This is a genomic window from Pseudomonas sp. WT-JTC (genome assembly GCF_056711565.1).
Window position 1 is genome coordinate 4,128,343 of sequence record NZ_CM160042.1, and the last position, 16,581, is coordinate 4,144,923.

The following is a 16,581-nucleotide window of genomic DNA, read 5'->3' on the forward strand; positions in this document are numbered from 1 at the left end:
AAAAGATCACGCCGTTTGAAACCTTCAACGCTACCCAAGCAGAAGCTGGACAGCTTTCAGGTTTTTCGTCCTGCGATAGATCAGCGATGCTCTGGTTCGCCGTAGTGTGTGAGTACCGTATACATGGTTGGGCCCAGGCCAATGACTGTCACCCACGCTTTGACTATTCGAGCGTATTGCCTGGTGGAAAGATGGTCTGAAGCATGCAATCGAGTTAGAAACAAGAAGTCCTCGCTGCGTAGGTGCGCCTGATGCATCCACGCCTCCAGAACCGTTCGAGTTTGCTCCGTGATTTCAAATTGCACTGGGTGCTGAGTTTTCTGCTGCATCACGATGGCCCGTGACGAAGCATGCTCCCCATGGGCGATGTCTCGAACTCGCAGCTTGGTTAAGTCACAGGCACGTAGCTTGCTGTCGATGGCCAAGTTGAAGAGCGCCAAATCACGTGTCTTCTCCGCGAGCTGGAGTCTGACCCGAATGGCCATCTCTGACTGGGAGCGGGGCTTTCTGCCCGACAAGTTTTACTTTGTTCCAAGGCTGATGGCTGTATCTAGCTATAGTTTTCATGGCTCGCCCTCCACGTTGAGGGAGGACGAGGGTGAATCAGTCATAACGAATGGTGGGCGCTATTCGACCCATAGCTGCCTTTCGTGTGAGGCAGCTCGGCCATTAGCAGACCTTGGACGCGAGAACGAAAGTGGAGGTGATTTACTATGAGCAATAATCAGCGCTTTATGAACAGCCCTTAAAGCAGAAACATGAACAGCACTAGGCCATTATACCTTATCGCCCCCCTTCCTTTAATGCATTAGCGATACGTACTATAAGCGCGATAGTCTCATCGGAGTTCACAGTATCATATTTCAGTTGTCTTATTGCGAAAGCGTAACCGGCGGCCAAAACAGATCGATCATCTCCGCTTATGTCATAAGCCCAATCTCGACAATATTTAACAATATTGCCAAATGGATTATTTTGGCAGTACCCATCAATTACCGGCCAATGCACCAGAAAAGATCGCATTTCTTGCGACACTCCAGATGATACGCAATCAGGATGAAAAATAAGACTCATTTCCAAAGTTATAGGATCTAATCCTGTATAGCCAAAACCCACGTCACCAAAGTCAATTAAAACAGGCGTTCCAGCGCGGTTTACCAGAATATTTCCACCATGCAAATCCCCATGAATACAAGAAGAGGAAGCACTTACATGAATGCTTTCAATTTCTCGTAATTCTTCTAAATCGTATTGCTCGATTAGCGCATCAAAACTTTCATCAGTAAGCTTCGCCTTTCGTATTTCACCAACGGATACTCTTGAAACCTCTCGAACAGCACTCCACCGCTCCAAACTAGCCCGGACTTGCTGGATTACCCCGACCGCAGCTATAGTATCGCGACGCACAACTTCGAACAAAGTTTCCTTGTAACCTTCAGCCAGTGTATAAAATATTGCACTATATTCCTTCAAGCCTTTATCTATCCCAGATAACAACGGAGTGAATGTGTTGATAGCCATAAGTCTAACATGGCGTGCGTACGACTCATTTTCCTTCTGAATCTTTGAAGTAAGTCCAAGCTTGGCGACGAACGCCCCAATAATATTCAGCCGAACATCTCGAACCTCTATTCGACCAACCAAAGAGCCAGACAAACCACTTAAGGGGTAGTAAACCCCATCAACCCCCCCCATACTTCTGACAAATGTTTTTAGGGCTCGCTCTTGCCCTTTGGCAAATACTATTGCCTTGCCCCTGGTGTTAATGGGAATAGAGTTTACAGATAAGATCTCATGGTAAACGCCCGATAATTCTTCAATAAGTTCAGGCGTCTTATTTTTTCTAAAATACAATACGGTTGGAAACTCTTTTTCAGCCCCCCAGAGTCTAACCCTCTCTCCATGTCGTGAAAGCCCTGTGGCAAAGCTGTCCAGGTCCGAGCCGGTAAGAATATAGATTGGCGTTCCCGGCATAAGTTGCTGAATCAAATAAAATAGCTTCTGACCATTCTCAACGTTCTTCTCAAGCCCAGACGGGATGCTCGGCATACAAAGGTCAAGAATCACTAGGTCGTAAAAATTATGCGCTAGTAGCTCCTCAGCCGAACCTGAGTTATCGATTACATCCCATGACACCCCGGGAAATTTCTCGTTCACTACTGAAACCAGTGTATCTGCGTAAGAGAAATTATCCTCAACGAACAATATTTGCATAATCCCGATACCACCTCAATTCAAATCTTGCTCCACCCTCGGCTTTGTTTGAGACAAAAACATCGCCTTCCATTGAGCGCATCGACAGCTGAGCTGTGGTTAGCCCGTAACCAAAGTGTTCATCCTTATTTGAGACACCAAGCTTAAAAGCTTCTTCAGGATTTCCTGAAAAACCCGCTCCGCAATCAAGAACTGCAAGCCAATTTTCAGAGCCGGCAGGCCCCCAGTTTATTAGAATCTCTGCTGGGTCAAGTGTTGAAAAATCTCTAACCGCTTCAACAGCATTTCTAATTCCATTGTCGATAGCTAAACCCAGGGAGTCGCGATCGGCCTGAACCATGTAAGGCTTTATACCAGCAACCCGTAAAACTATTTCTTCGTTCGAAATATTTAGAACTGCTACACATTCAGCAACTAGCTCTGACAGATCAAACTCGCTGTATGAAGGCGTAGATGCCGCCTTTTTCAGGTTCCCCACCGCTTCTAATAAGCCGTTTAAACGCTCTACGCAGTGTTTGGTCCTAGATGTTTCGTATGCATCAACTTCCATTTCTGCCACGAGCCGCAGAGATCCAATAAGCGGAGCGAATTCATGCAGAATGGTTCGAGAAACCTCATCTACAGCCTGTGCTCGCAGATCTTTAACCAACCGTTCAGAATCGTGTTCAATAACGGGTTCTTCAATGGTCGCTACATCTTGCTTTGGTGGACCAACCTGAATCCGATCCATAGCTCGCTCAAGTGCGCGCTTTACCCATCGAGCGTTCTCCTTCGCAAGCGCCCGCAAGAGCATAGAAGCGTCAGTAACTTCTGCGGCCCTGGAAAAGTAGCGAGCGGCTTCCAGCCTTTCATCAACTGAGTTGCTGAAAAGGGAAGCAGTCGCCTGCTCTCGCGTCATCACAATGAGTTTTCTTGATAAAATTTTGCACGGGTAGCGAACGCTTCAGCCCCCCCTCCATTACAGTAGTAATAGCGTTAACTGCCTCTGGATGGGTTAAGGGCTTATTGACTTGGACAAAGCCGTTTCTGCCATCAGACGTCAATTCAATGATTAAGTCCGCCTCACCTAATACAGGGATGTTGGCATTGTGCGTAGACAAAATGATCTGCCCCCGTCCCTTTCGATTGTTCAGAGTTTTTATTATTGTTTTAGTCACGAAGGCGTTATCTAAATGATCTTCCGGCTGATCAATTATCAAAACTCTTTCAGAGTGTTGCAAAACAATAGATAGAATAACTGTACACCGCTGACCAGCTGACAGAGCGGAAACGTCCTTGTAGTCCACGCCGTCGAGAAGGCTCATGCTAACGTCATCTTGAACGTCGCAAGTCAATATGTCAGCCAAGCCGAATTCCCGCAACTGCGCTACCACCCTAGCTGCACGCTCTTTCGGTATATCCACCAAATCTGAAAGATCTTCAAATCCACCGTTATCAACGACCTTAACAAGTTCTCGAGGACTAATATTTTCTGAAATTTTTGAAGCCAGATCATTGTATTTAATGCCACTACCCTTGAGTGCATCAGTAAGCGCCTTAGAATATTCCCCCAGCTGAGATGACTGTTCGACTTCTACTTTTATATAGGGTGTTAGCGCTTGATTAATGGCATTCGCCACTTCGCATCTAAGTGCGTAACGCTTAAGTCGAAGGTCTTCCAACTCACTTGCAGCCTCGTCACGTCGTTTGCGGAGCGCTTCCAATCTGTTTCGACGTTCTCCCAATAAACTTTCGCGGGTATTAATTTGAGCAATCTGCGCTTTAATGATCGATATGTTGCGACTCAATGCTCCGGTGCCTTCAGAAACTTTATCAAGCTCCAGTCGTAAGATTCTAGCTTTACGCTCCATGTCAAAGTGTTTAGAGGAAATCTCTTCACGTCTCAATTTAGACACGTCTTCAATCTGTTCAAAGGTTTTCGAAGCGTCAAAAATTTTTGAAATGGCAAGCTCATATACACCGCGAAGGTCACTAACTGGATCTTTATCTGGCTCGCCGAGCCATGCATCTGGACCATAATTTTCAGAAAGCAGCGCATCTAACTTCGTTTTCCATTCGGAAGCATGATTTTCGAAACGAGCCACAATGTCTTCACGAGCGGAAGCGGCTGCAAGCTCTTCGGTAAGAAGCGAAGATTCCTCTTGCTTTTTTGCTACCTCAATCGAATCTCCCTGAAGCTCCCGAAGCTGCCGCTCAAAATCCTGCACTTGCGATATTAAGCTCGGTACCTTAATGACCTCATCTAATAATGAAGAGATCTCTGTCTCGACCGCTAATACCTCTTTATAAATACTTTTTATCGAACTAATCACAGAGGCTTCGTTAGCAGCCATGCTCGTACGCCCGTTGATAAATCCGTCAATAAGTGACAGACGTCCCGCATCGCTGAGCCCTAGAGTTTCGACTTCAGTTTGCGAGAGTACAATCGGCGCAACGAAACGAGCAGTTGAGCGTGGCTGATCTTCGTCAGCAGTGCGCGAAACGGTGACGTCATCGATTAAATTATTTAACACGACGGTCACTTCTCCGCCGTCCAGCACTGCCCTCGCGTGGTCAAGCGAACGGTTTTTGGCTTCCACGGTGTGGCTGCGAGCAGCAAATGCATATCTAATTAATTCGATTACCGAAGTCTTTCCAGTGCCCCTCGCGCCGATGATTACATTAAGACCGTCGGAAAACCTAAGATCCAGACCATCCAGAAATCCGCCTTCAACTTGTAGCCGCTCGATGTCCACTGAAAAACTCCTGTATTACGAAAATGCCGATAACCGATCCAAGCGCCTGCGTCCCACGTTGCTGCAAGCCTTGAACCCGTGCTCAATCCTAGCAACACGCTAGGTGAGCTAAGGCACAGGCCCAGTCGTGCCTCTTTTGATTTTTCTTTGCTCGCTAAGCTACAGCTCAGCCTTTACGGCGTCTACGCTCCCCCTGCGTAGCTTCGGAACTTAACGCTAGGCAATCAGAGAAAGCCGTAGGTCGGCTCTCGGCTTATAGGACGCTATCAGCAGCAGTTGCCTTATATCCGATTTCACGTGTTTCCACAGTCAATATCTGGCCGATTGCTGCCTGTCGCGAAGGGCTGCAATGACCGGTTGAATCCACAACCCAAAGCGGATGGTGCTGAGAGCGACGGCTGCAGACGCAACCGTTGCTAGTCTAGTCAGTTCGCTTGATCATCTTGAAGGCGTCGTCGACCTCAATATTTACTTTGGTTCGTAAAAGATAGCGTCCAGCATGGCCGCTCTTGCCCTCCAGGCTTTGAGCTCTTTGCCTGATTTCGGTGGTGCTGACTTCCACCACGGTGCATTCATGATTCTCTCAACGACTTCTTCCCAATAGCGGTCGTAGTCAAGCTGTGTGGAATTGGTCATACCAACGTCTTTGGCCAGCTTTCTGAGGTTCGCACTATCAACACAAAGGAACTGGTCTGGTCGCCTCATGCTGAGCAACCTGGTTGCCGTGCCTATGCCATCGCGTCCATTTGGGAAGGCTTTCAAGTATTCGGCAATGAAGCGCTGGTACTGATCCTTGGTGACAGTACCAGCGGAAGGTATCTGGTCTAGAGCAGTCGATAGAAATTCAGGACTTTCAATGACTACGTTCTTGAATACACCCGCACCCTTCATGGAGCCAAACCAGGCTGCATGCTCCATTACCTTGTTTGGGATCCCTGCAATCGCACGCCGAGTTTGAGCATCAACGTCCTTGAAGTGAGGCACGCTTGCAAAAACCTTTTGGATCTTGTCCAAGAGATCCAAGCGGTCATCGAAGCCATGTAACTTGTCCTTCTTAAGTTCAGCCAGGAACGTTGGCCAGTCCATACCCATCACTTCGGACTCGATAGCTGATTTGGTCGGCGGCCTATCGCCGTAGTGATCCATCAGCTTGCGAAGCTCAGGTTGCTTGGCCTTCCAGATTCTCCGGTAGTTAGCAGCTTCGATTGATGTGATGGATTTGGCTCGCTCAGAATAGCCTTCTATAAGGGCTTGCAGGTCCTTGAGGTGATTGCCATCCTCATGGGAAAGAAGAGTGCAAAGCTCGGTGTTCTCGTGTAGGGCACCGGCGGTGAAGTTGGCGCTACCAATGATGGCTTCCCACTGATGGTTACTCCAGAAGAGATACACCTTTGGATGAAATACGCCCTTGGGTTGCAGTACGAACTTGACGGTGTTGGACTGGAGGAAGTTGTCCAGCACGTCAGGGTGGGTCTGGTAGAAGTGGGTTCCGATCACTCCAACCCGAATCTTGTCCTTATGCTTCAAGAGAAGCTCGTAGGGCTTCGTTGAGGCTGAAGCCCACGCGACCCCAATGGAAATATTTGAGTAGCTCTTGATAAGCCGTTGAAGGTTTGTTTCTAGGTCTATGGCTGTCGTGATGAGCTTCATTTTTTTCTCTTCTGATTCATCGTCATCATTTTCAAGCAACCCACCGTTGACTTGCTTATTAATGGATCTTACTGAAGAGTACTGTCCGTTTGCTATCACGCAATTCAGTCGGGCGCTTCTCATGCAAAGGGCCTGACGCCAGATTTGAGCGGACACAGCAGGTCTTCCGTTGGAAGGGATTACTAGGCGAGTAGAATTCCCATTAACATGGAGATAGACGTCAAAAAATACTGGCTGCTTTGATTGGTTCGTAGAACGAACGCTTCTGGCCGCTCTCTGCCGGTCATGCTCACAAAGCCTGCTGGTTAAATCCGATGCAACCGGTGGTCAAGTGCAGTGCAATTTCGCGCCTGACGACCAAACCAGTACTACCCACGCAAAAAAACCTTCCTGCGCATCAACGCAGGAAGGTTTTTTTCATTGCGACTGATCAGTCTTTAGCCTGGCTCAACTTGGTGTACAGCTCGGTCGGTACTTTCTTGCCGTTGGAGATGAACTGGTTGGTGCGGTACTTGTACGTCTCACCCTCGGACAGGAAGCCGTCGCCGTTGGTGTCTATCGCCTTGAATTCCTCAGCGCCCTTGGGCGCCACCGCCAGCAGTTCCTTGAGCGACACGCGGCCGTCATGATCGGCGTCGGTCCTGGCGAAAGAAGCATCGCCGCACTTGCCTTCACCGCACTTGCCCTCGGCCTGGGTCTTTTGCGCGCTGGCTTCGTTGGCACCGCACTTGCCTTCGCCACATTTGCCTTCGCTGGTCTTCTCCGCAGAGGCCAGTTGATAGCCTTGAGGCAAGGCTTCAGCGGAAAACGCGGTGGAAGCGAAGTTGATACCGCCGACCAGTGCAACGGCGAGCAGGCCAATACGGGTTTTGTTCGACTGGATACGAGACATGTTGATACTCCGGATCAATGGCGTGGCTGGACCACTATTGGTCGTACCACAAGGGTTAATGAACCTGGTTGCGAGGTGCGTTGGGCATCTCGTTCTGGCAGGTCTATTTGGCCCCCGTGGTGTATCCCGGCTGTATCCGTGAAGTGATGGTTTTGTATGGCTGTATGCGCATGTCGTGCCCTGATACACAGCGATACACGAAAGCCGATACTCAGTTGCTCATGTCCGCAAGCGCGCATGTTTAAAAAGGTTGTAGGGTATTTCCAGAAAGCCACAACACCTTGCGTCGTTGCCTACGGTTACGCCAGAATCCGCCGGCTTGTGCGCCCTGCCCCTGGTCTCTATCGTTTCCGCGCCACTGCCCATCAGTGGTCGGGTCTGGAAACCCCGAAATGAAAATGGCGCAACTGCGCCCTTCATAACCTATGCTTGCGCGCTTTTAAGTGTGCACTCCGTTATGGCGGCTGTGCGCGGGAGACCTTCGGGTCTACCGGGTTGCCGTTTCCCCGGGTTTCCAGCCTGCGCACAGCTGCCACCTCTTCGTCTGGAAACGAACGTGGCAGCTTCAACCATGAAGCGGAGACAGCCATGTTCAAGGTCACCCCCAACCCGCCGGACACCGATCCGACATCCCCATCGATTTCCGACATCAAAGCCACTCCACGTACACCCGGCACGTTGTTTACCGTGGACCCCAAGGTCGATACCGAAACCCTGATGGTGTATCTGGTCGAGACGCTGGCCTCGGTCGATGTGATGGTGCACCAGTTGGTCGATCATCTGGACGGCGGATCGCGCAATGCCCTGCTGGGGATTTCCAACAGCGTGATGTTGGCGGAGATCACGGCAAACCGGGTGCTGGATCGGATTGATCCGCCTGAGTAGATGCCGTCTGCTGTGAGGAGTGATGTTGTTCGCGTTGGGCTGTGCGGCTATCACTTTTTTGGACCGCTGCGCGGCCCATCGCGAGCAAGCTCGCTCCCACAGGGATTTGGGTGGTCCGGTAAAAAAGGGCTGGGCCGATGACTAGATAGTGGCAACATGCCACAATTGACGCCTGCCTTGGCATCCCAGGGATTTCTACTGCAATAGCCCGCCGCTCCTCAAGGACGGCTGACCCGGCTACAAAACAAGGAGTTGGCACCGTTGATGCCTCAGCAGGATTTACTCGCACCCGTTACTCGCACGCAAAAAATCACTTCGCTGATCACCCGTGGCATGGCAGGCCTCGGTGTTGTACTGAGTGGCCTGTGGGGGCTGATCACTTACGCCGTTCCGGACCCAAGCGTGTTCGGCTTCAGCTTCATCAGCTGGAAGAGCGTGGTGTTGGTGGTCAGTACATTCCTGCTGCTGAGCGCCATTTCCATTGGCTGGCAGATCCGTAATTTCACGCCTGTGATCAGAGGGGTGCTGCAGTTTTGCATGGTGATTGGCCTGTCTTTTGGCTTCTTCATCCTGGGCACTGAATACGCCAAACCGTCGTTCGAGTTTGCCAAGGTTCAATCCAAAATGGTCGAAAACGAAGGCAACAACCTGCTCGGAAAACGCATGGAGGTTCTGGACAACGTCCGCTTTGAGCTGCTGGGCTGCGAGAATATCGGGCGATTGCCAACCTGCACCTTCGAACTCACCAACCTCAATGTGGACCGCATCTTTCGCTTCGAAGATGGCACACGGATGTTCGACGAGTCTGGTGGCCCGCTCAAACCGGAATCGATTCGAGTCGGCCAAGTCGAGGACTACTACTCCAGACAGTTTCAGCTGGTTCGCAACGTACCAACACGCGTGACGTTGCTGTTTCAGCAAAGCAACAGCAAGTTGAGCAAAACCCCAGCGATCAAACTGGGTTTTCAGGATAAAGACAGTGAGTATCTGATGCTCAAGTTCACCGACGTCGCCATGCACTAGGTAACAGGGTAAAGCGGCTGCTCATGAAGCCTTCTGACTCAGCAGCCGCAACCACATATCTTCAGGCCTGAAGCTCAAACCCTCAATTCGGATCAAGCAACCCGCCACCCCAGTTGCGCGACACCCGACTGCCGGTGAATTTCGCCACGCCCATGCCCTGGGCTATCAGGCGGTCGCGATAGCGCGTCACCAGCCGCCCCGCTTGCTCGGCGTGCAGCACCACTTCGGAGGATGGATCGCCCGGGGTCCTGAGGATCCGCGCAAAGCGCTGGCCTTCCTCTACGAAATCCCCCAGCTCTTTTTCGAAGATCAGCACGCCGGGTTGCGGGGCGATGATGGTTTCCATGTGGCCCATTTCCACCGCCTCGACAGGCCAGTCGGCGGGCGTCACTGACTCATTGATGACGCCATAACTGCACAACCAGTTGTACAGCCCTTCGGCATCCGATTGCGCGAAACGGTCGCTGACATCGCCCTGCCCGCGCAGCTCCAGGGTTGCCGCCATGCGGTGCGCGGTGACGCCTTCGCGCAACCACGGGGCAATGATGGTTTCCTCGAAGGAGCCATCGCCGCCGTCATCCCAGATGATCGCCACGTCCATCTTCATCGACGCCGCCAGTTCACGGCCGCGGGGCCAGAAGCTGCGGTGCACGTAGAGGTACGGCAAGGCCTCGTCATCGGTGTGCAGGTCGAGCATCACATCGGCCGGGGCGGCCAGTTGCACCAGTTTTTTCTGCCACTCCTGGACGCAGGTCGAAGGTCGCTCCATGGCCGCCGACTGGTCGAATGCGCGATTGAAGTTATGCCCGGTGGCGTCGTGATAGCGACCGAGAATCCGCCCCTGGCGAAACTGCCCGATGCCCAGCGGATTGGCCTGCGGCACCACGGTGATGTTGCCCTTGAGCCGGCCTTGGGCCTCGGCGACCTGAAGCCGTTGCATCAGCAGATGCAGGACCAACATCCCGGCGATTTCATCGGCGTGCACGCCGGCTTGCAGGTGCACGTTCGGCCCGCTGCCATCGCCCGCATAACGCCAGGCGCCGACCTGCACGGCGTCGCCATTGTTGTTGCGAACGCTGAATGAAAGATCCTGCGGCATTGGCTTTCCCTCCGGTCATGAACGTTGAAAACGTTGTATCGCTACTGCCGATGCTGGTGATTGAACAGACGTTCAACTAAGCTCGGCAACGTGGAACCTCATCCAAGGACAGCCTCGTGACAGCCGATGCCCCAAAAAAACGCCGCGCCGAACCCGATGACCGCCGCGAAATGCTGGTGGCTGCCACCCTGCGTTGCCTGGGCCGCGACGGTCACGCCGGGATCTCCGTGCGCCGCATTGCCACCGAGGCCGGGGTGTCCGTGGGTTTGCTCAACCATCACTTCGGCAGCATCGAGGCCCTGATCGCTGAAACCTACCAGCGGCTCGCGAGCGAACTGACCGCTGCCCTGCTGCTGGAAATCGAGCAGGCCGAAACACCTGCGCAGAAGATCGATGCCTTCCTGGTCGGCTCGTTCTCGCCCAGGGTCATGGACCCGAAACTGCTCGGCGTGTGGGTGGTGTTCTGGAGCCTGATCCGCCACTCCGATCACGTCAGCCAGTCCCACGAAAAAAGCTACCGCGCCTACCTTGACCTGATCCGCCAGTTGCTCGACGGGCTGGCGGCCAGCGAAGGCTTCGTGATTCACGACACCCGCCTGGCGGCCATCGGCTTATCGGCGATGCTCGACGGTCTCTGGCTCGAGTGGTGCCTCAACCCCGAGACCTTCAGCGCCGCCAACGGGCTCCATATCTGCCGTTGCTGGATAAAGGGGCTGCGTCACGGAGCATTCGGCACCGACGACGTCCTGTGACGAGTGCCGGCCGAAGATCATCGCCAGGGTGCCGCTGACCGCGATCAGCCCGGCACCGATCATTAGCGACGTATCCATCAGCGTGCCCCAGACCAGGCTCGACAGCGCAAACGCCCAGATCAGCCCGGTGTATTCGAACGGCGCGAGCAAGGTCGCGGTGGCGCGGCGGAAACTGGCGAACAACAGGAACTGGCCGATACCGCCCACCAGGCCGGCGCCGAGCATGCCCAGCCAGGCGGGCGTCGGCGATGGTGTGTGGGTCCACGGCAACGCGACCGTCATGCAAATCACGAACACCACGTTGGTGATCAGCATCTGCTCCAGCACTGACGTCTGCTCATCCACCTGGCGCAACTGGATGTAGGTGAACGCCCAGCACATCGCCGCCAGCAGGGTCAGGACGATCGGCAACGGGTCGGTCATGTTGTCGGGGCGACAGGCAATGACCACCCCGACAAAACCGACGATCAGGCTGAACCACTGCCAGCCGCTGGCGCGCTCCTTGAGAATCACCGCCGCCAGCACCGTGACCATGATCGGCGCGGAAAAGTACAACGTGGTCATCTCGGCCAGGGTCAGGTCCCTGGCCGCCGTGTAGTACAGCACCCAGGCCACGATCGACAGCAAGCCGCGCACCACTAGCAGGCGCCGGCTCGGTGAGTGCCAGGCCTGCTGGATAACGCGCAAACGCCCCGCCAGCAACACTGCCACGACCACCACGGCGGCGCGCCAGAACAGAATGGTGACCACCGAATAGTCGGCCACCAGCCACTTGATGACCGCATCCTGCAGCGACAGGAATGCATAACCCAACGTGCACAGGCCAATGCCCTGCAGCGAGCGGTCCACTCTTGGCGAACTCATCAGGCTGACCTGCGCACGGGCGTCCCACGCCGCTCGGCAAAGGCAAACAGCGCTTCGATCAGGAACGTCAGGCAGACATACACACCGGCCACCAGCAGCAAGGGTTCGTACACTTGCAAGGTTTGTGCGCGGACCACGTTGGCGGCGCCGAGCAGGTCGATCACGGCGATGGTCGAGGCCAGAGCCGTGGACTTGAGCAGCATCACGGTTTCCCCGGCCAGGGTCGGCAGCAACAAGCGCATCGCCCGGGGCAAGCGCACCCGCAGCAAGGACTGGCGCGCGGTCATGCCAAACGCCGAGGCCGCTTCCATTTCGCCCTTCGGCACCGCCAGCAGGCCACCGCGAATCACTTCGCCGACATAAGCCCCGACCGACACCACCAGGGCGAACACGATGTACCAGTATCCGTCGCGCAGGTACGGCCAGAGGAAGCTGCCGCGAATCAGCGGGAACTGGGCAAACAGGCTGCCCAGGCCGTAGTAGAAAATGTAGATCTGGATCAGCAACGGTGTCCCGCGGGTCACGCTGGTGTAGAACAGGCTGACCTTGGCGATCACCTTGTTTTTCGAGATCCGCGCCAGCGCCACCAGGATCGCCAACGCAAAACCCAGCACACTGGAAACCAACAGGATCGCGAGGGTGGTTTGCAGCCCCCGGCCCAACAGTGCCGCGTATTCAACTATCCACGCTGGAATCATTTCATTCTCTCTGCCGGTTCAGTCAACAAGAGGCATCCAGCGACGAATGCGTCGCTCCAACCGTCCCGAAAGGTAGTTCGACGCCAGCGTCACCGCGTAATACAACGCGGCAGCCGTGAGGTAGAACAACAGATAGTGGCGCGTCGACCCCGCGCCTTGCTTGGCGGTGTACAGCAGCTCGTTGGTGCCGACCACGCTGATCAGCGCACTGTCCTTGATCAGGTTGATCCACAGGTTGGCCATCCCGGCCATGGCGTAAGGCGCCATGATCGGCAGCGTGACCCGACGGAACAGGCCGAAACCGCTCAGGCCGAACGCCTTGGCCGCTTCGATCTGGCCGAAGGGAATCGCCTGGATCGCCGCGCGGAAAATCTCCGAGGCGTAGGCGCCCTGCACCAGCCCCAGCACCACGATGGCGGCCAGCGGACCGCTGACATTGACCACGCCGTAGCCGAGCCGGGTCATCAACGAATTGAGGAGCATGGAGCCGACGTAGTACAGCAACAGGATCAGCAGCAACTCCGGTACCGCACGGAACAACGTGGTGTAGCCGCGCATCAGCGCCGCAATCGGCTTCGGCGCGCCAAGCTTGAGGCAAGCCACCACCAGCCCGATGGCCAGCCCGAGCACAAAGGCCCCGGCAGAAATCTGCAGGGTCATCCAGAGCCCCTTCAACAGCGCACTGCCCCATCCCTGTTCGGTGAAATTGATCAGATCGAACATTGCCGGCATTTCACTCTCCAGTTGCGGACCTCACACCCCCCAATGTGGGAGCGGGCTTGCTCGCGAAAGCGGTGTGTCAGTCGACATCATTGCTGAATGTGATGCCGTCTTCGCGAGCAAGCCCGCTCCCACAGGGGATCTGCGTTTAACCAGTCGTCAGAACGCAGGTTTCACGCTGGTGCCGAAGTAGCTTTGGGAGAGGTCGTCGTAGTCCTTGCTCGCCAGCAATTGCTGGATGGCCTTGTCCAGTTTGGCCTTGAGTTCGGTGTCGTCCTTGCGCAAGCCAGCGCCCACGCCTTTGCCGAAGATCGGGTCATATGGCACGGTGCCGAGGTAGGCCAGGTCCTTGGCATCCGGGGTCTTGACGAACGCGGCCATGGCAGTGCCGTCGGCCATCATCAGGTCGATGCGGCCGGCAATCAGGTCGGCGTTGGCCGAGTCCTGGGTGTCGTAGTACTTAACGTCGGCGATTTTTTCGTAGTAGGTCTTCAGGTAACTGGCGCTCACGGTCGAGTTCTGCACGCCGATGATCTTGCCCTTGAGGTCATCCGGGTACTTCTTCACCGACGACTCTTTCGGGCCGACCACGGCAATCGCCGAATCGTAGTAGGCCTTGCTGAAGGCGATCTGTTTTTCGCGTTCTTCGGTCACCGACATCGAGGAAAAAATCACGTCGATCTTCTTCGCCAGCAGCGACGGAATGATGCCGTCCCACGCCACTTCCTTGATCTCGCAATCGGCTTTCATTTCGCTGCACAGCTTGTGGATCAGGTCGACTTCAAAGCCCTTCCATTCACCGTTGGCCTGCTTCTCTGTGTACGGCGGATAGGGTTCGGCTGCCACCGCGAACCTGATCGGCTGCGCCTGTGCCGCACTCATGCCAGCCAGCAATACGCAGGCCGCACCGGTCAACCAGTTTGCAAAACGTCGATTTCCCATGTTGTTTTCCCGTCTTTTTATGATGAGTTAGCGAGTCTGATGAGCGTTGACGAATTGTCGGCAGCGCTCGCTGCGTGGGTGTACGAACACTTCGTCCGGCGAACCGGTTTCCTCGATCAGCCCTTGATGCAGGAAGGCGACTTTGGAAGAGACATCGCGTGCGAAGGCCATTTCATGAGTCACCAGAATCATGGTCCGGCCTTCTTCGGCGAGGGAGCGGATCACCCGCAGCACTTCCCCGACCAGTTCCGGGTCGAGTGCCGAGGTGGGTTCATCGAACAGCATGACCTTGGGCCGCATGGCCAGGGCCCGGGCGATGGCCACCCGTTGTTGCTGTCCCCCGGAGAGAAACGCCGGGTACTCGTTGCGCTTGGCCGCAAGCCCGACGCGTTCGAGCAGGGCTTCGGCCCGTTCGGTGGCCTCCGCACGGCTTTCACGCAGGACCTGGGTCGGCGCTTCGATGAGGTTTTCCAGCACCGTGCGATGGGGCCAGAGGTTGAAGTTCTGAAACACCATGCCCAGGCTGGAACGGATGCGTACCAGCTGTTTGGCGTCCGACACCAGCGGTGCGCCGGGACGATTCTGGTTGAGGTGAATGCTTTCGCCATCGACCAGGATACGGCCCTGGTCCGGCACTTCGAGCATGTTGATGCAGCGCAGCAAGGTACTTTTGCCCGAGCCGCTGGCACCGATCAGGGAGATCACTTCGCCCTCGCGGGCGGTCAGGGAAACGCCCTTGAGCACTTCGATATTGCCGAAGCGTTTGTGCAGGCGATCGACCTCGATCATGGTCTTGGCCGCTGCCGGTTCGACGGTTGCGGTACTGGTCACCGTGCCGATCACTGGCCTCGGTGCTTCGCCGTTCAGCACCCGGACAAAGTCGCGAATGCGTTGGCATGCCTGGGCCAGTCGCTCTTCACTCAGGGTGAACGAAAGCCTTACAAAACCCTGGGCCGGCTCACCGAATGCCGCCGCATCCAGCACCGAGACACCGGCTTCGCGCAGCAGGCGCCAGGCGAACTCCAGCGACGTCAGGCCGGTAGCACGCACGTCGACCAGCACGAACATGCCGGCATCGGGGTTGAGCACGCTGATGCCCGGGCAATCGGCCAGGCCGGACACCACCAGATCGCGGCGCCGACGATAGATCTCGCGCATGCCGTGGGTGACTTCATCAAAGGCCTGCACGGCCTTGAGCGCCGCTTCCATGACAAACCCGGGCAGGCCGTAGAGCATGCTCAACACCAGGGTTTCGACATGATTGACCAGGGCTTCGTTGGCCACGACCCAGCCGATGCGCCAACCGGTCATGGCATGGGATTTCGACAGGCTGCCGATCACCACGCAGCGCTCGGCCATGCCCGGCAACGCTGCCAGGCTGAGGTGTTCGCGCTCGTAGGCGAGGCTCTCGTAGACCTCGTCGACCACCACCCACAGGTCATGGGCAATGGCGAGGTCGGCGATGGCTTGCAGCTCTTCGCGGTTGAGCACCACGCCAGTGGGGTTGTTCGGGTTGGAGAAGAAAATCGCCCGGGTGCGCGGGGTAATGGCCTTGGCCAACACGGCGGCATCGAGGCGGAAACCCGAGTCCGCCGCACAGGGCACCCGCACCAGCGTGGCGCCGGACGCCTTGAGCGTCGCTTCGTAGGTCACGTACATCGGATCGAAGGCGATCACTTCGTCGCCGGCACCAAGCAGGCACATTGAGGTGGCAAACAACGCGTTCTGCGCACCGGCCGTGAGAATGACGTTGGACGCCTGCAGTTCGCGGTCGGTCAACCGGCTGTAGCGGGCGGCAATGGCCTCGCGCAGGGCCTGGCGGCCGGCGATTTCGGTGTAGTGGGTATCCCCTTCGCGCAAGGCGTGGATGGCGGCGTCGGTAATGAAATCGGGGGTGGGGAAATCCGGGTCGCCGACGCTGAGGATGATCACGTCCTCGCCGTTGCGCTGCGCCGCATTGGCCGCGTAGTGAATATCCCAGGCGGCAACGCCTTGGCCACTGATCCGCTCAACAAAGGGTGAAAACCGCATGCCAGTGCCTCGTTCGAATTGAAGAAACGCAAGCCCGCAACCAGCCGGGGGAAGGTGGCCCCCAACATAGTCGAGA

The 16,581-nt window shown here is 55.4% G+C and carries 13 protein-coding genes and 2 pseudogenes; 3 read left to right on the forward strand and 12 right to left on the reverse strand.

The window, feature by feature from the left end; all coding sequences use genetic code 11:
* Positions 1-33 precede the first annotated feature (33 nt).
* The 6 genes and pseudogenes from AC06G5_RS18770 to AC06G5_RS18795 all read right to left on the reverse strand — a co-directional run.
* Positions 34-567 (reverse strand): annotated as a pseudogene (locus AC06G5_RS18770) (tyrosine-type recombinase/integrase); the annotation flags it as partial.
* A 216-nt stretch (positions 568-783) separates the two neighbouring features.
* Positions 784-2,214 carry a phosphotransferase gene (locus AC06G5_RS18775; RefSeq protein WP_480458026.1) on the reverse strand — a complete coding sequence of 477 codons (1,431 nt, stop codon included), beginning with the start codon at positions 2,212-2,214 and terminating at the stop codon, positions 784-786.
* Positions 2,195-2,944, reverse strand: a complete 750-nt coding sequence (locus AC06G5_RS18780; protein WP_480458028.1) for an ATP-binding protein — start codon at positions 2,942-2,944, stop codon at positions 2,195-2,197. The genes AC06G5_RS18775 and AC06G5_RS18780 overlap by 20 nt, the downstream gene beginning before the upstream one ends.
* 121 nt (positions 2,945-3,065) lie before the next feature.
* Complete coding sequence (locus AC06G5_RS18785) at positions 3,066-4,949, reverse strand: AAA family ATPase (protein WP_480458030.1); 1,884 nt, start codon at positions 4,947-4,949, stop codon at positions 3,066-3,068.
* Between the two features lie 468 nt (positions 4,950-5,417).
* Positions 5,418-6,755 carry a phospholipase D family protein gene (locus AC06G5_RS18790; RefSeq protein WP_480458032.1) on the reverse strand — a complete coding sequence of 446 codons (1,338 nt, stop codon included), beginning with the start codon at positions 6,753-6,755 and terminating at the stop codon, positions 5,418-5,420.
* A gap of 274 nt (positions 6,756-7,029) precedes the next feature.
* Complete coding sequence (locus AC06G5_RS18795; protein ID WP_480458034.1) at positions 7,030-7,491, reverse strand: HvfA family oxazolone/thioamide-modified RiPP metallophore; 462 nt, start codon at positions 7,489-7,491, stop codon at positions 7,030-7,032.
* 588 nt (positions 7,492-8,079) lie between these two features.
* On the opposite strand from AC06G5_RS18795, the gene AC06G5_RS18800 reads away from it, so the two are divergent.
* Both AC06G5_RS18800 and AC06G5_RS18805 read left to right on the forward strand, forming a co-directional pair.
* The gene (locus AC06G5_RS18800) at positions 8,080-8,376 is read left to right on the forward strand and encodes a DUF6124 family protein (RefSeq protein ID WP_480458036.1); all 297 of its coding nucleotides are present in this window, start codon (positions 8,080-8,082) and stop codon (positions 8,374-8,376) included.
* Between the two features lie 264 nt (positions 8,377-8,640).
* Positions 8,641-9,399: a hypothetical protein gene (locus AC06G5_RS18805; protein ID WP_413428191.1), complete on the forward strand. Its 759-nt coding sequence runs from the start codon at positions 8,641-8,643 to the stop codon at positions 9,397-9,399.
* 82 nt (positions 9,400-9,481) lie between these two features.
* On the opposite strand, the gene AC06G5_RS18810 is transcribed toward AC06G5_RS18805, so the two are convergent.
* Entirely contained in the window at positions 9,482-10,498 is a 1,017-nt protein-coding gene (locus AC06G5_RS18810; RefSeq protein WP_480458038.1) for a M14 family zinc carboxypeptidase, read from the reverse strand.
* A gap of 170 nt (positions 10,499-10,668) precedes the next feature.
* Here AC06G5_RS18810 and AC06G5_RS18815 point away from each other — a divergent pair.
* A pseudogene (locus tag AC06G5_RS18815) lies at positions 10,669-11,154 on the forward strand (TetR family transcriptional regulator C-terminal domain-containing protein); the annotation flags it as partial.
* On the opposite strand, the gene AC06G5_RS18820 reads toward AC06G5_RS18815, so the two are convergent.
* The 5 genes from AC06G5_RS18820 to AC06G5_RS18840 form a co-directional block, all read right to left on the reverse strand.
* Positions 11,110-12,114, reverse strand: coding sequence for a DMT family transporter (locus AC06G5_RS18820; protein WP_480458040.1), 1,005 nt, complete (start codon positions 12,112-12,114; stop codon positions 11,110-11,112). The pseudogene AC06G5_RS18815 and the gene AC06G5_RS18820 sit on opposite strands and share 45 nt — an antisense overlap.
* Positions 12,114-12,812: an ABC transporter permease gene (locus AC06G5_RS18825; RefSeq protein WP_413704511.1), complete on the reverse strand. Its 699-nt coding sequence runs from the start codon at positions 12,810-12,812 to the stop codon at positions 12,114-12,116. Before AC06G5_RS18825 ends, AC06G5_RS18820 begins: the two co-directional genes overlap by 1 nt.
* An 18-nt stretch (positions 12,813-12,830) precedes the next feature.
* On the reverse strand, positions 12,831-13,544 hold the full coding sequence (locus tag AC06G5_RS18830) for an ABC transporter permease (protein ID WP_413704510.1): 714 nt from the start codon (positions 13,542-13,544) through the stop codon (positions 12,831-12,833).
* A gap of 147 nt (positions 13,545-13,691) precedes the next feature.
* Positions 13,692-14,474 carry a transporter substrate-binding domain-containing protein gene (locus AC06G5_RS18835; protein ID WP_413428187.1) on the reverse strand — a complete coding sequence of 261 codons (783 nt, stop codon included), beginning with the start codon at positions 14,472-14,474 and terminating at the stop codon, positions 13,692-13,694.
* Positions 14,475-14,501: 27 nt separating this feature from the next.
* Entirely contained in the window at positions 14,502-16,505 is a 2,004-nt protein-coding gene (locus AC06G5_RS18840; RefSeq protein ID WP_413428186.1) for an aminotransferase class I/II-fold pyridoxal phosphate-dependent enzyme, read from the reverse strand.
* Positions 16,506-16,581: the final 76 nt, after the last annotated feature.